The sequence below is a fragment of the Pseudomonas sp. R11-23-07 genome, from assembly GCF_003852295.1.
Classification (GTDB): domain Bacteria; phylum Pseudomonadota; class Gammaproteobacteria; order Pseudomonadales; family Pseudomonadaceae; genus Aquipseudomonas.
In genome coordinates, this window is sequence record NZ_CP027761.1 from 710,068 (window position 1) to 724,477 (window position 14,410).

Consider the following 14,410-nt stretch of genomic DNA (forward strand, 5'->3'; position numbering starts at 1 on the left):
TTACTCGGTACTGCCCAGGCCTTGCCAATGCTTGAGGCCGATAAAGATGAAGCGCAATTGCTGGGTGATCTTCGCCTGGGGCGTGAGATGGGCAGGCAACGCGTGGGCGGGTGGGTCGATGATATCGGGCAGGGTGGCGAACACACTTTTGACGATGAGGTCGGCCATTACGTGCAAACCTTCGGCATCCAGGTGTTGCAGCTTGGGCATCAGCGTGAGGTCGGCCGCCAGGTCGCGGGTGATGTCTTCGCGCAGGGCGCCGATGGCCTGGCGCACCGCCAGGCAACCGCCATATTGTTCGCGGGCCAGGAACAGGAATTGGGAACGGTTGGCCGAGACCACATCGAGAAAGATCCGCACGGACGCATCGATGATCCCGCCCATCACGAATTCGTTGTGACGCACCAGTCGAATCGTGGCGCGGAAGGTCTGGCCGACTTCACTGACCAATACGAGCCCAAGCTCGTCCATGTCGGCGAAATGGCGATAGAACCCGGTAGGCACGATACCCGCTGTCTTGGCCACTTCGCGCAGGCTCAGGCTGCCAAACCCACGGCCACACTCCATCAGATGGCGGGCAGCGTCCATCAAGGCGAGGCGGGTCTGTTGCTTCTGTTCGGCGCGGGGCAGCATGAGCGGATGGGCTTTGTCGGCGAGTACAGCGACGCACTCTAGCAAAACCGCTTTGCCGGCGTCGAACTTGGCGGGGGCGAGACGTGACGCGGTCTATATAAAAGCGAAAGCCCGATCGACAGACCGGGCTTTTTTATGGGCCACCATGGGCTTAGCTCTGTGCTTGATGCAGTTCTTCCAGACGGTCGGCACCGCCTTCGGCAAGACCTTGGGTGTAGGCGCGATCATTGGCTTGTTCAGCGCCGCCTTCTACCAGACCTTTTTCTTGCAGGCGGTCGTTGCCACCTTCGGTCAGGCCTTCGGTGTAGGCGCGTTTGTTGGCCTGTTCCGAACCGTTTTCAGCAACAGCGCCTTTGGCGTAGTCACGGTTTTCGTCTTCTTGCGAACCGCTGCGCGCCAGGGTCTGGCTGGACTGCACGGCTTGGGCTTTGTTCTGTGGGGTGGCCTGTTCGGCGGCTGGCAGGGCAAAGGCACTGGAAGCCAGGATGGATAACAGGACGGTAGCGAGTACTTGGCGTTTCATGAGGGTTGCTCCTTGGGAGGGCGATAAAGTGGGTACAGGGCTAATGCTACTCTTGATAAGTCGATATAAAAGTTCATAAAGACAATGGTAATAATCAACAGAATTGATTGTTCCCACGGGAGGCTCTAGAACGCGCCTCTCAAGCACGCGGTTTTGCACTGTGGTGGGTATTTTCGACACGAACCTGGGTAACAATGGTGCGTCGTGGATGATCAACCTTGTCTGGTTGATCAGGAAAATCGCTTTTTTCGGCTAAATCGGCCGTTGCGTTAAACCCCCAGGCACTTTGCCAGTCGTAGTCCTATAAGCTGTGTCAAAGGCTGTTGCCCAGCCAGTCGTATTCAGGAGCCATGTGCAATGACGCGCACTCGAAAAATTGTCGCTTGGAGCTGCGCCAGCTTCGTTCTGTTGATTGCCATCGCGGTATTGGTCCTGGTGTTCTTCGACTGGAACCGCATCAAGCCCCCCCTCAATGCCAAGGTCTCCGAAGAGTTGCACCGCCCGTTCGCCATCAATGGCAACCTGGCGGTGGTGTGGCAGCGTGAGCCCGACGAAGGCGGCTGGCGCGCGTGGGTGCCGTGGCCCCATGTGATTGCCGAAGACCTGAGCCTGGGCAACCCCGACTGGTCCAAGCAGCCGCAGATGGTCACGCTGAAGAAAGTCGAGTTGCGTATTTCGCCATTGGCCTTGCTGGCACAACGCGTGGTGATCCCGCGTATCGACCTCACCGAACCGAGCGCCGACCTGCAGCGCCTGGCGGATGGCCGTTCCAACTGGACCTTCAAGTTCGACCCCAAGGACCCCGACGCCGAGCCTTCCAGCTGGGTGGTGGACATCGGCGCCATCGGCTTCGACAAGGGCCACGTCACCCTCGACGACCAGACCCTCAAGACCCGCCTCGATGTGATCATCGACCCGCTGGGCAAACCGATTCCTTTCGGTGAAATCGTCGGTGACGTCGATGCCAAAAAGGTCTTGGAGAAAGGCTCGGCGCCGCAGGACTATGCGTTCGGCCTCAAGGTCAAAGGCCAATACCATGGCCAGGCGCTCGCCGGCACCGGCAAGATTGGCGGGTTGCTCGCCTTGCAGGACGCGGCCAAGCCTTTCCCGCTGCAGGCCCAGGTCAAGATCGCCGACACCAGCATCGCCCTGGCCGGCACCCTGACCGACCCGCTCAACCTCGGCGCCCTCGACCTGCGCCTGAAGCTGTCGGGCAGCAGCCTCGGCAACCTCTACCCGTTGACTGGCGTGACATTGCCCGATTCGCCGGCGTACTCAACCGACGGTCATTTGATCGCCAAGCTGCACGAAGCCAGCGGCGCTTCATTTCGTTATGAAAACTTCAACGGCAAGATCGGCAACAGCGACATCCACGGCAACCTGGCCTACGTTGCGAGCCAGCCACGGCCCAAGCTCAGCGGCGCGCTGGTGTCCAACCAGCTGCTGATGGATGACCTGGCACCCTTGATCGGCGCCGACTCCAACGCCAAGCAGAAAGCCCGTGGCGGCGAAAGCAAACAACCGGCCACCAAAGTCTTGCCGGTTGAAGAGTTCCGCACCGAGCGCTGGCGCGAGATGGATGCCGACGTGGAATTCACCGGCAAACGCATTGTGCACAGCGCCGACCTGCCTTTCACCGACCTCTATACGCACCTGGTGCTCAATGATGGTGAGCTGAGCCTCGAGCCCCTGCGCTTCGGCGTGGCCGGCGGCAAGCTCGATGCGCAGATCCGCTTGAACGGGCGCACCACGCCGATGGAAGGCCGCGCGAAACTCACGGCGCGTAACTTCAAGCTCAAACAGCTGTTCCCGACCTTTGAACCGATGAAAACCAGCTTTGGTGAACTCAACGGCGACGCCGATATTGCCGGGCGCGGCAACTCCGTGGCGGCGCTGCTGGGTACGGCCAACGGTGACTTGAAGATGCTGATCAACGACGGCGCCATCAGCCGTGGCCTGATGGAAATCGCTGGCCTTAACGTGGGCAACTACGTGGTGGGGCGCCTGTTTGGCGACAAGGAAGTGAAGATCAACTGCGCGGCGGCGGACTTCGGCATCAAGACCGGTTTGGCGACGACACGCTTGTTTGTGTTCGATACCGAGAACGCGATCATCTACGTCGATGGCACAGCCAATATGGCGACCGAGCAGTTGGACCTGACCATCACGCCGGAGTCCAAGGGCTTTCGTCTGTTCTCCCTGCGCTCGCCGTTGTATGTGAACGGGCCGTTCATCAAGCCCAATGCCGGGGTGAAAGCCATCCCCCTGGCGCTGCGCGGCGCGGGCATGGTCGCCCTGGGTGTGATCGCCGGCCCGGCTGCCGGGTTGCTCGCCTTGGTCGCCCCAAGTGGCGGCGAGCCGAATGCGTGCGCACCGTTGTTGCAACAGATGCGAGAAGGCAAGGCGCCGAAAACCGTGAAGTAATAACGGACTGCACCTGAAACCAAATGTGGGAGGGGGCTTGCTCCCGATTGCGGTGTATCAGCCAATCAATCTTTGACTGAGACTCCGCCATCGGGAGCAAGCCCCCTCCCACATTGGTATTGCGGTATTACGGGTTACAGACCCTGCAGAATATCCGCCATGTCATCGGCGTGTTCTTCTTCCTGGGCCAGGATCTCTTCGAAGATGCGACGGGTAGTCGGGTCTTTATCGCCGATGTACTGAATGATCTCGCGGTAGCTGTCCACCGCGATGCGCTCGGCCACCAGGTCTTCGTAGACCATTTCCTTCAGCGAATTGCCCGCCACGTATTGGGCGTGGGAATTCTTCGACAACAGGTCGGGGTTGAACTCCGGCTCGCCGCCCAGTTGCACGATGCGTTCGGCGAGTTTGTCGGCGTGTTCGGCTTCCTGGGTAGCGTGCTCCAGGAACTCGTCGGCGGCGACGCTGGCTTTCAGGCCGCTGGCCATGAAGTAATGACGCTTGTAGCGCAACACGCAGACCAGCTCTGTGGCCAGCGCTTCGTTGAGCAGGCGGATGATTTCTTCGCGGTCGGCGTTATAGCCTTCGGTCACGGCACCGTTTTCGACGTTCTGGCGGGCGCGGCTGCGCAGGGTCGCAACGTCAGTCAAGTGTGCTTCAGTCATCTCAATCTCCTGGGGCTAATCCGGTTTTACGCCACGCTCTGCCGGCGTGATCGCTCCAGGTTGTGAGTCGCGCAAGGGGCGAAAAGTTTTATCGGATTTAACCAGATGTGTCATGAGCACTCCGTGTACTGGCGTCGCGGCGACTGGAATATCCATGGGCCGGTGAAGTTGTAACGAGTTTTGACTACACTGCGCTGTAGGCCGCGCCCTTCGGCACGGTAACCGGGAGAAAACTCCATGAAGATGCTGCGTATTCCGTTGATCATGATGAGCCTGCTGCTGTGTTCCCAAGGTTTTGCCGCCACCGCCCAGCAAAACAAAATGACCACCTGCAATGCCGAAGCCTCTACCAAGACCCTCAAGGGCGACGAGCGCAAGGCCTTCATGAAGACCTGCCTGTCGGCCCCGGCGGCCAATGACGCCAAGACCCTGACCCCGCAGCAGCAGAAGATGAAGGATTGCAACGCGTCGGCGAAAACCAAGGCGTTGGCCGGTGATGCGCGTAAAATCTTCATGAGTACTTGCCTCAAGGGTTAATCACAATTGTGCAGGCGCTGCTGATCAAATGTGGGAGGGGGCTTGCCCCCGATAGCGCAATTTCAGTCAACCGATTCATAGGCTGATTCACCGCCGCCCACACTTGATCGCATTCACAACCGACCCCTCGCTTGATTCCCGCAAGGCTGGCAGACTGCCCATCCTTTAACGCCGTTCGTTTTGAGGCTGTATGCCAACGTTTTCTCAGCGTCATGTGTTGTTGCTGTCCAGCTACATCATCATTTTCGGCGGATTGTTGTTGGTGCTGCCGCTGAAACTGCTGCCCAGCCTGCTGGCCGGCCTGTTGGTCTATGAACTGGTCAACATGCTTACGCCCCAGCTTCAGCGCCTGATCGAAGGGCGGCGTGCGCGCTGGCTGGCGGTGGCCTTGCTGGGTACCTTGATCGTCAGCGTGCTCACGCTGATCTTCGCCGGCGCGATCAGCTTCCTGCTGCACGAAGCGGAAAACCCCGGCGCCTCGCTGGATAAATTCATGCACGTGGTCGACCGCGCACGCGGCCAGTTACCGCCGTCCATCGATGCCTATCTGCCCGCCAGCGCCGCCGAATTCCGCGTGGCCATCGGCGACTGGCTGAGCAAACACCTGAGCGAACTGCAACTCGTCGGCAAAGACGCGGCTCATATGTTCGTCACCTTGCTGATCGGCATGGTGCTCGGCGCGATCATCGCCCTGCAGCGCGTGCCCGACCTGACCAAGCGCAAACCCCTGGCCGCCGCGTTGTTCGACCGCCTGCACCTGTTGGTCCAGGCGTTTCGCAACATCGTCTTCGCCCAGATCAAGATCGCCGCGCTCAACACCGCCTTCACCGCCGTGTTCCTCGCCGTGGTGCTGCCGCTGTGTGGCATTCACCTGCCGCTGACCAAAACCCTGATCGTGCTGACCTTCCTGCTCGGCCTGCTGCCGGTAATCGGCAACCTGATGTCCAACACCCTGATCACCATCGTCGCGTTGTCGCTGTCGATTTGGGTCGCCGTGGCGGCGCTGGGGTATTTGATCGTGATTCACAAGGTCGAGTACTTCCTCAACGCGCGCATCGTCGGCGGGCAGATCAGTGCCAAGTCGTGGGAGTTGCTGCTGGCGATGTTGGTGTTCGAGGCCGCGTTCGGCTTGCCGGGGGTGGTGGCGGGGCCGATTTATTATGCGTATCTGAAGAGTGAGCTGAAGCTGGGTGGGATGGTCTAGGTTTTGTGTTGATTGGGCTGACGCCATCGGGGCATAGGTATCTACACAATTTTGTAGCAGCCTACGCTAACCACGATGCGAAGCGAGCCGCTCTTGATCTTGCTCTTGATCTTAAGCGCCCCGTTAAACCACGCTGGCCGGAATTCGATAGTGATTTGGGGGGTAAACCGGCAGGGATGCCGGTTTAGCCGCCCCGCGCCATGGATGGCGCGTGGCGGCGGCCCCCCAAATCACTATCGGATTACGGGCACACCGAGCCTAGGCGAGGTGCCGAGTGGTGGGGCAAGAGCGTTTTGCTTACTTTTGCGCTTTTCAAAAGTGAGACGCCGTAAGGGCGGAACCCATAGCAGCCGTTACCGCAGCAACGGATATGTACTCGCCTTGATCCAACATCCTGGTCGTCTGTCAGGCCGCCATCGGGGGCAAGCCCCCTCCCACATTTTGGTCGCGGGGCATCAGTTAGAGAGGCTTCGGCTCCTGGGCCGCCACAGGTTCAGGGCCACGCCAAAAGTTGCGTAGATACCTATGGCCATCGGGGGCAAGCCCCCTCCCACATTTTGACCGTGTTCACAGATCAAAGGTGGGAGGGGGCTTGCCCCCGATGAAGTCACCACGGTGTTTCAGGTGAAATTCAGCAACCGTAGCGTTTGCTGGCCTCAATCGCCAACCCACTGCCAATACTGCCAAAGATATTACCTTCCACATGCCGCGCATTCGGCAGCATCGCCGAGATGCTGTGACGCAGTGCCGGGATCCCGCTGGAACCACCGGTGAAGAACACCGTGTCCACCTGGGCCACATCCACCGAGGCGTCGTTGAGCAGTTGGGTCACGCTGTTGCGCACGCGCTCGAGCAGGCCATCGATGGCCGATTCGAACAGGTTGCGGCTCAGTTCCACGCTCAAGCCAGGCTCAACCCGGTCCAGCAACACCAGGCGGCTGTCTTCATGGGTCAGCTGGATCTTGGTCTCTTCCACTTCCATCGCCAGCCAGTGCCCGGCACGCTGTTCGATCAGCTTGAACAGGCGGTCGATGCCGCCGGTGTCTTCGATGTCGTAGCGCATGCTGCTCAGGGCCAGCTGGGATTTCTGCGAGTACACCGAGTTGATGGTGTGCCAGGTAGCCAGGTTCATGTGGTGGCTGGTCGGCATGTAGGCGCCGCTTTTCATGCGGCTGCCGTAGCCGAACAGCGGCATCATGCCTTGCAGGCTGAGCTGCTTGTCGAAGTCGGTACCGCCGATGTGCACGCCACCAGTGGCGAGGATGTCGCTCTGGCGGTTGTCGTTATGACGACGGTCCGGTGACAGGCGCACCAGGGAGAAGTCGGAGGTACCGCCGCCGATGTCGACGATCAGCACCAGCTCTTCTTTTTCGATGGTCGACTCATAGTCGAACGCGGCGGCAATCGGTTCGTACTGGAACGAGATGTCCTTGAAGCCGATCTTGCGGGCCACGTCGACCAGGGTGTTTTCCGCTTCCTGGTCGGCCATCGGGTCGTCATCGACGAAAAACACCGGGCGCCCCAGCACCACTTCTTCGAACTCGCGGCCGGCGGTGGCTTCGGCGCGGCTCTTGAGCTGGCCGATGAACAGCGCCAGCAGGTCGGTGAACGGCATCGCCGTGCCCAATACGCTGGTGTCGTGCTTGATCAGCTTGGAACCCAGCAGGCTCTTGAGCGAGCGCATCAAGCGGCCTTCGTAGTTCTCCAGGTATTCGTGCAGCGCCAGGCGACCGTATACCGGGCGGCGCTCCTCGAAGTTGAAGAACACCACCGACGGCAGGGTGATCTTGTCGTCCTCCAGCGCGATAAGCGTCTCCTCGCCGGGGCGGATCCAGCCGACGGTGGAGTTGGACGTGCCGAAGTCGATGCCGCAGGCACGGGCTGGGGATGGGTTTTTCATGTCGATCGGGTTCCGGTTGCAAAACGGCCGCGCAGTGTATGCCAGTCGACGCCGGATGCGTAGGCCGACCATCCGTTAAATAGCGCTTGAAAGCGCGTGATTCGCCCCCACATCTGGTGCATACGGCAAGTGCCTGTAAAACTCCGACGCACCCCAGGCCGCAAGACTCAACACGTGCAAACCAGCGCACCTTGTGTCCGGGCTGTGCGATCTCGTTTAAGGATGGTGAACCACCGATGGATTTCAAAGACTACTACAAGATTCTGGGTGTCGAGCCGAGCGCCGACGACAAGGAAATCAAAGCCGCCTATCGCAAGCTCGCGCGCAAATATCACCCGGACGTGAGCAAGGAAAAAGACGCCGAAGCCAAGTTCAAGGACGCGTCCGAAGCCTATGAAGCCCTCAAGAGCGCGGACAAGCGTGCCGAGTACGACGAGCTGCGCAAATATGGCCAGCACGGTCAGCCGTTCCAGGGACCACCTGGCTGGCAGAGCCGGGGCGGTTTTGGCGGTGGCGCGGGCACTGAGGATTTTTCGGACTTCTTCAGCTCGATCTTCGGCGCGCGCAGCGACGGCTTCGGCGGCGGCCAACGCCGCCCTGCCGGACGCAAGGGCCAGGACGTGGAGATGCAGCTGTCGGTGTCCCTTGAGGAGACGTTGTCCACCGAGTCCAAGCAGATCAGCTTCCAGGTGCCTCAGTACGACGCTTCTGGCCGGCACGTGAGCAATACGGTCAAGAACCTGAACGTGAAGATCCCGGCCGGTGTGGCCGACGGTGAACGCATCCGTCTCAAGGCCCAGGGCGCGCCCGGTATTGGCGGCGGTGCCAACGGTGATCTGTACCTGATCATCAAGTTCGCGCCGCATGCCAAGTTTGAAGTGGATGGCGAGAACCTGGTGATCAACCTGCCGCTGGCGCCGTGGGAATTGGCGCTGGGCACGGAAGTCCCGGTGCCTACGCTGACCGGCAAGATCAACCTCAAGGTGCCCGCCGGCAGCCAGAATGGCCAGCGCATGCGCGCCAAGGGCCATGGGCTGCTGAACAAGGCTGGCCAGCGTGGTTTCCTGTTCGTGCAGCTCAAGGCGGTGATGCCGCCGGCAGGTAGCGACGAGGTGAAAGCGTTGTGGCAGGAGCTGGCCAAGAAAGCCAACTTCAATCCGCGCGAGCAGTTCTAAGGCACTGTACCCGTGGCGAGGGAGCTTGCTCCCGCTGGAGTGCGAAGCGCTCCCAGGATTTTGGGGCCGCTCCGCGACCCAGCGGGAGCAAGCTCCCTCGCCACAGGGCTGAGTCAGAACAGGAAATACCGCTGCGCCATCGGCAGTACTTCAGCCGGTTCACACCACAGCAATACACCATCGGCCTTGACCTGATACGTCTGCGGGTCCACCTCGATATCCGGCAGGTAATCGTTATGGATCAGGTCGCTCTTCTGCACCTCGCGACAGCCCTTGACCACCGCAATCTGCTTTTTCAAACCCAGGGCCTCGGGCAGGCCGGCCGCCTGCGCTGCCTGGCTGATAAAGGTCAGGCTGGTGGCATGCAGTGAGCTGCCGAAGCTGGCGAACATCGGCCGGTAGTGCACCGGCTGCGGTGTCGGAATCGAAGCGTTGGCATCGCCCATCAGGCTGGAGGCAATCGCGCCGCCCTTGAGGATCAGCGTGGGCTTGATCCCGAAGAACGCCGGGCGCCACAGCACCAGATCGGCCCATTTGCCCACTTCGATGGAGCCGACGATATGGCTGATGCCATGGGTGATCGCCGGGTTGATGGTGTACTTGGCGATATAGCGCTTGGTGCGAAAGTTGTCGTTGCCCGGGCCGTCACCGGGCAGGGCGCCGCGCTGTTTTTTCATCTTGTCGGCGGTCTGCCAAGTGCGGGTGATCACTTCGCCGACGCGGCCCATGGCCTGGCTGTCGGAACTGATCATCGAGAACGCGCCGAGGTCGTGCAGGATATCTTCGGCGGCAATGGTCTCGCGACGGATGCGGCTTTCGGCGAAGGCCACGTCTTCGGCAATGCTCGGGTCCAGGTGATGGCAGACCATCAACATGTCCAGGTGTTCGTCGATGGTGTTGCGGGTAAACGGCCGCGTCGGGTTGGTGGAACTGGGCAGCACGTTCGGCAAGCCGCAGGCCTTGATGATGTCCGGCGCATGCCCGCCACCGGCACCTTCGGTGTGGTAGGTGTGGATGGTGCGGCCCTTGAGCGCGGCGAGGGTGGTTTCGACGAAGCCGGATTCGTTGAGGGTGTCGCTGTGGATTGCCACCTGCACGTCGTATGCATCGGCAACGCTCAGGCAGTTATCGATGCTGGCGGGCGTGGTGCCCCAGTCTTCGTGCAGCTTCAAGCCAATGGCGCCGGCCTTGACCTGTTCGATCAACGGCTCGGGCAGGCTCGCGTTGCCCTTGCCGGTAAAGCCGATGTTCATCGGGAACGAATCACTGGCCTGCAGCATGCGCGCCAGGTGCCAAGGCCCTGAGGTGCAGGTGGTCGCGTTGGTGCCGGTGGCAGGTCCCGTGCCGCCGCCGATCATGGTGGTGACGCCGCTGGTCAGCGCCTCTTCGATCTGCTGCGGGCAGATGAAATGCACATGGGAGTCGATACCGCCGGCGGTAAGGATCATGCCTTCGCCGGCGATCACTTCGGTGCTGGCGCCGATGGCCATGGTCACGCCGGGCTGGATGTCGGGATTGCCGGCTTTGCCAATGGCGTGGATGCGGCCGTTCTTGAGACCCACGTCGGCCTTGACGATGCCCCAGTGGTCGATGATCAGCGCGTTGGTGATCAGGGTGTCGACCACTTCATGGGCGAGCAACTGGCTTTGGCCCTGACCGTCACGGATCACCTTGCCACCGCCGAATTTCACTTCTTCGCCATACACGGTGAAGTCCTGCTCGACTTCGACGAACAGCTCGGTGTCGGCCAGGCGGACCTTGTCGCCAACGGTGGGGCCGTACATGTCGGCGTAGGCTTGTTTGGAAATCTTCATCTGTGTCCTCGATCGTTCCCACGCTCTGCGTGGGAATGCATCCTGTGACGCTCTGCGTCACGATGTTAAGAGCGGACGCGGAGCGTCCATGGCGGCGTTTCCACGCGGAGCGTGGGAACGATCAGTCGAGGTCGCCCATGATCCGACCGGCAAACCCAAACACCCGGCGCCCACCGCTCAAGTCCACCAGCTCGACCTCCCGACTCTGCCCCGGCTCAAACCGCACCGCCGTCCCCGCCGGAATATTCAGGCGCATGCCACGGCTCGCGGCGCGGTCGAAGGTCAGCGCATCATTGGTCTCGAAAAAATGATAATGCGAGCCCACCTGAATCGGCCGGTCGCCACTGTTGGCCACGCTCAGGCTGATGGTGCGCCGGCCCACGTTCAGTTCGATCTCGCCAGGCTGGATCTGGAATTCGCCAGGAATCATGCAGGTTGCCCCAGGGTCTTGAAGTAGATGGCGGTCGGGCTGTAGCGCCCGTCCGGGCTTTGGCAGTAGTCGGGCAATTCGCCGACCTTGGTGTAGCGCAACGACTGGTAGAAGGCCTCGGCGTCGGAGCCGGCTTCGGTGTCGAGGTAGAGCAAGCCGCGCTTGTGCTGGCGTGCGGCGAGTTCCAGGGCATTCATCAATTGCTGCCCCAGGCCGTGGCGCCGCGCACGGCTGTGCACCAGCAGCTTTTGCACCTCGGCACGGTTCAGGCCGTTGGCTTTCTGGCACAGCGCCAACTGCACGCTGGCGACCACCTGTTCATCGCGCACCACCACCCACAGCAACAGGCTGGCGTCTTCGATGCCGGCTTGCACACCGGTCAGGTAGGCGCGGGCCTGGGTCTCATCGAAGTCGGCCATGAAGCCCACCGAGGCGCCATGTCGGACCGCGTCCAGCAACAGCTCGATCAAGCCGAGGCGGTAATGGGCAAAGCTTTCAGCATTGACTCGACGCAGTTGCGCAGCGCTCATCGATCTCACTCCTTGGGCGGTTCGGCGCCCGGGTTCAAGGCCAGTTGCATAAAGGTCAGGTCGAGCCAGCGGCCGAACTTGATACCCACTTGCGGCATCTGCCCGGTGGTGATGAAACCCAGGCGTTCATGCAGGTGGATCGAGGCCAGATTGCCGCTTTCGATGGCCGCGACCATCACCTGTTTGCCGCAGATGCGCGCGCGTTCGATCAGGGCCTGCATCAAGCGCGGGCCGAGGCCCTTGCCGCGCTGGTCGTTGCGCACGTACACCGAGTGCTCGACGCTGTAGCGAAAGCCTTCGAAGGGCCGCCAGTCGCCGAACGAGGCGTAGCCGGTGACTTCGGCGTTTTCCACGGCCACCAGGATCGGATAACCCTGGGCCTGGCGGGCGCTGAACCACGCTTGGCGGTTAGCCAGGTCGACCGGCTGTTCGTTCCAGATCGCCGTGGTGTTCAACACCGCGTCGTTGTAGATATCGCGGATTGCCGGCAGGTCTTGCTCGGTAGCATCACGAATCATTGCCGCGCCTCACGCAATGGGTTGATGGACAGTGACCAGCTTGGTGCCGTCCGGGAAGGTGGCTTCCACCTGGATGTCCGGGATCATTTCCGGAATGCCTTCCATCACTTGCTCACGGCTGAGCAGGGTCGTGCCGTAGTGCATCAGGTCGGCCACAGTGCGGCCATCGCGGGCGCCTTCCATCAGCGCGGCGGAAATATAGGCGATGGTTTCCGGGTAGTTGAGCTTCACCCCACGCGCCAGGCGGCGTTCGGCTACCAGGCCGGCGGTGAAGATCAACAGTTTGTCTTTTTCCCGTGGGGTCAAATCCATGGTTCAAGGTCCTTTAAATACATTCTTAAATACAATGCAGATCAAGTGTGGGAGGGGGCTTGCTCCCGATAGCTGAGTGTCAGGCAATGCATCTGCTACTGACCCACCGCTATCGGGAGCAAGCCCCCTCCCACATTTTGATCTTCATGTGCTCCAGATTCTTGGTGCGACTGCTTCGCGGCCGAGTACAGCGGGGCGCAACAGTTTCCATAATTCAATCAACCATCCCCGCGCCAGCAGCGCTTCGCTGGCCAGGCAGCGCGCAACCAGCAAACCGGGCAGTTGGGTCAAATCGCCGCGCACCGCGTTGGGCAGTGAACGGCAGTGTTCGAGCAATTGAGCATCGATTTCACCGGTCACCAGCAGTGTGGCAAACACCGGTTGCCCATCCAGCCCGATAGGCGAGTCCAGCAACCCATCGCCGCCCACAATGCGCTGGCGCTCATGCCAGAGCAACTGGCCGTCGCGGCGGATATCAAGGTGCGATTGAAAGTGGCCGAGGTCGAACCGCTCGCCACTGGCCGGGCGCCCGAGGGCGACCACGTCCCAGTAGAACAACCGCGCATCGCCGTGCAGGTCGATGCGCGTGCTCAGTTCGGCCTGGGCGGCGCTGAATACGATGGTTTCCTGGGGCAGCCATTCCAGAGTCGCGCCGGCCTCCACGCGCAAATTCAACTGCTGAAACGCCGGGCCGCTGGCGCGGTACCACTTGGCCGCGCCGGGGCTGGTCAGTTGCGCCCAGGCGCCTTGGGCAACCTGCGCGCTGATGTCGAGGCGATCACCGCCGGCAATGCCGCCGGGCGGGTGCACGATGATGTGCTGGCACACCTCGGGGCCTTCGGCGTACAGGTGTTTTTGTACGCGCAGCGGGCCGAGGTGGCGGCGCAGCACCGGGCGTGTGGTGTCGCCGAAACGCGCATAACCGAGTTCCAGCTCGGCGCGCCAGCTGGGGGTGAACAGGGCAGGGGTGACGGGCAGGTTCATGGTTTTGTGCTTATCGTTAGGACGCTACAGATTAGATGGTTACCAGTCCGCGTACACCCTCGCTTTGCATATTTTCCCCCCGGCCCTGCTGCACGATTTCGCCACGGGACATCACCAGGTACTGGTCGGCCAGTTCAGCGGCGAAGTCGTAGAACTGCTCCACCAAGAGAATCGCCATGTCACCGCGTGCCGCGAGTTTCTTGATCACCGCGCCGATTTCCTTGATCACCGAGGGCTGAATGCCTTCGGTGGGCTCATCGAGAATCAACAACCGCGGGCGACTCGCCAAGGCGCGGCCGATGGCCAACTGTTGCTGCTGGCCGCCGGACAAATCACCTCCGCGCCGGTGCTTCATCTGCAGCAACACCGGGAACAGCTCGTAGATAAAGGCCGGCACTTCCTTGGCTTGGGCACCGGGGAAGCGCGAAAGGCCCATCAGCAGGTTTTCTTCCACCGTGAGCCGGCCGAAAATTTCTCGGCCCTGGGGCACGTAGGCAATGCCAGCGTGTACGCGCTGATGCGGCTTGAAGCCGGTGATCGGCTTGCCCTCCCACGTCACCGCGCCTTCCTTGGCCGGCAGCAGGCCCATCAGGCACTTGAGCAGGGTGGTCTTGCCCACGCCATTACGCCCGAGCAGGCAGGTGACTTCGCCGATCTGCACGTCAAACGACAGGCCGCGCAGGATATGGCTACCGCCGTAGTACTGGTGCAGCTTGTCGACTTGCAGCATTCTCAAACCTCCTAATGAAACGACGCGGAGC

15 protein-coding genes are annotated in these 14,410 nt (G+C 61.2%); 4 read left to right on the forward strand and 11 right to left on the reverse strand.

Annotated features, from left to right (window positions below; genetic code table 11):
- On the reverse strand, positions 1-633 hold the full coding sequence (locus C4J84_RS02975) for a TetR family transcriptional regulator (protein ID WP_057702615.1): 633 nt from the start codon (positions 631-633) through the stop codon (positions 1-3).
- Between the two features lie 151 nt (positions 634-784).
- The gene (locus tag C4J84_RS02980) at positions 785-1,156 is read right to left on the reverse strand and encodes a hypothetical protein (RefSeq protein ID WP_124361058.1); all 372 of its coding nucleotides are present in this window, start codon (positions 1,154-1,156) and stop codon (positions 785-787) included.
- Positions 1,157-1,513: 357 nt separating this feature from the next.
- On the opposite strand from C4J84_RS02980, the gene C4J84_RS02985 reads away from it, so the two are divergent.
- On the forward strand, positions 1,514-3,580 hold the full coding sequence (locus tag C4J84_RS02985) for an AsmA family protein (protein ID WP_124434881.1): 2,067 nt from the start codon (positions 1,514-1,516) through the stop codon (positions 3,578-3,580).
- Between the two features lie 134 nt (positions 3,581-3,714).
- Here the strand turns inward: C4J84_RS02985 and C4J84_RS02990 are convergent, their stop codons facing one another.
- Entirely contained in the window at positions 3,715-4,245 is a 531-nt protein-coding gene (locus tag C4J84_RS02990; RefSeq protein ID WP_124365656.1) for a bacterioferritin, read from the reverse strand.
- Between the two features lie 237 nt (positions 4,246-4,482).
- On the opposite strand from C4J84_RS02990, the gene C4J84_RS02995 reads away from it, so the two are divergent.
- Both C4J84_RS02995 and C4J84_RS03000 read left to right on the forward strand, forming a co-directional pair.
- Positions 4,483-4,782 carry a PsiF family protein gene (locus C4J84_RS02995; protein ID WP_124434882.1) on the forward strand — a complete coding sequence of 100 codons (300 nt, stop codon included), beginning with the start codon at positions 4,483-4,485 and terminating at the stop codon, positions 4,780-4,782.
- A gap of 190 nt (positions 4,783-4,972) precedes the next feature.
- A complete protein-coding gene (locus C4J84_RS03000; RefSeq protein ID WP_124361062.1) occupies positions 4,973-5,986 on the forward strand; it encodes an AI-2E family transporter in 1,014 nt (337 codons plus the stop codon).
- Positions 5,987-6,617: 631 nt separating this feature from the next.
- Here the strand turns inward: C4J84_RS03000 and C4J84_RS03005 are convergent.
- Positions 6,618-7,886 carry an Hsp70 family protein gene (locus C4J84_RS03005; RefSeq protein ID WP_124361063.1) on the reverse strand — a complete coding sequence of 423 codons (1,269 nt, stop codon included), beginning with the start codon at positions 7,884-7,886 and terminating at the stop codon, positions 6,618-6,620.
- Between the two features lie 236 nt (positions 7,887-8,122).
- Between C4J84_RS03005 and C4J84_RS03010 the strand changes: the two genes are divergently transcribed.
- On the forward strand, positions 8,123-9,061 hold the full coding sequence (locus tag C4J84_RS03010) for a DnaJ C-terminal domain-containing protein (protein ID WP_124434883.1): 939 nt from the start codon (positions 8,123-8,125) through the stop codon (positions 9,059-9,061).
- Positions 9,062-9,174: 113 nt separating this feature from the next.
- On the opposite strand, the gene ureC is transcribed toward C4J84_RS03010, so the two are convergent.
- The 7 genes from ureC to urtE form a co-directional block, all read right to left on the reverse strand.
- On the reverse strand, positions 9,175-10,875 hold the full coding sequence (gene ureC / locus C4J84_RS03015; protein WP_124434884.1) for an urease subunit alpha: 1,701 nt from the start codon (positions 10,873-10,875) through the stop codon (positions 9,175-9,177).
- Positions 10,876-10,996: 121 nt separating this feature from the next.
- Positions 10,997-11,305 (reverse strand): urease subunit beta, encoded by a 309-nt coding sequence (locus C4J84_RS03020; RefSeq protein WP_124361066.1) that lies wholly within the window; start codon positions 11,303-11,305, stop codon positions 10,997-10,999.
- Positions 11,302-11,835, reverse strand: a complete 534-nt coding sequence (locus tag C4J84_RS03025; protein ID WP_124369415.1) for a GNAT family N-acetyltransferase — start codon at positions 11,833-11,835, stop codon at positions 11,302-11,304. Before C4J84_RS03025 ends, C4J84_RS03020 begins: the two co-directional genes overlap by 4 nt.
- A gap of 5 nt (positions 11,836-11,840) precedes the next feature.
- Positions 11,841-12,353: a GNAT family N-acetyltransferase gene (locus tag C4J84_RS03030; RefSeq protein WP_124434885.1), complete on the reverse strand. Its 513-nt coding sequence runs from the start codon at positions 12,351-12,353 to the stop codon at positions 11,841-11,843.
- Between the two features lie 9 nt (positions 12,354-12,362).
- Positions 12,363-12,665 (reverse strand): urease subunit gamma, encoded by a 303-nt coding sequence (gene ureA, locus C4J84_RS03035; protein WP_003171437.1) that lies wholly within the window; start codon positions 12,663-12,665, stop codon positions 12,363-12,365.
- A gap of 144 nt (positions 12,666-12,809) precedes the next feature.
- Positions 12,810-13,649: an urease accessory protein UreD gene (locus C4J84_RS03040; RefSeq protein ID WP_124434886.1), complete on the reverse strand. Its 840-nt coding sequence runs from the start codon at positions 13,647-13,649 to the stop codon at positions 12,810-12,812.
- A gap of 31 nt (positions 13,650-13,680) precedes the next feature.
- The gene (urtE, locus tag C4J84_RS03045; RefSeq protein ID WP_124361070.1) at positions 13,681-14,379 is read right to left on the reverse strand and encodes an urea ABC transporter ATP-binding subunit UrtE; all 699 of its coding nucleotides are present in this window, start codon (positions 14,377-14,379) and stop codon (positions 13,681-13,683) included.
- Between the last annotated feature and the right edge of the window lie 31 nt (positions 14,380-14,410).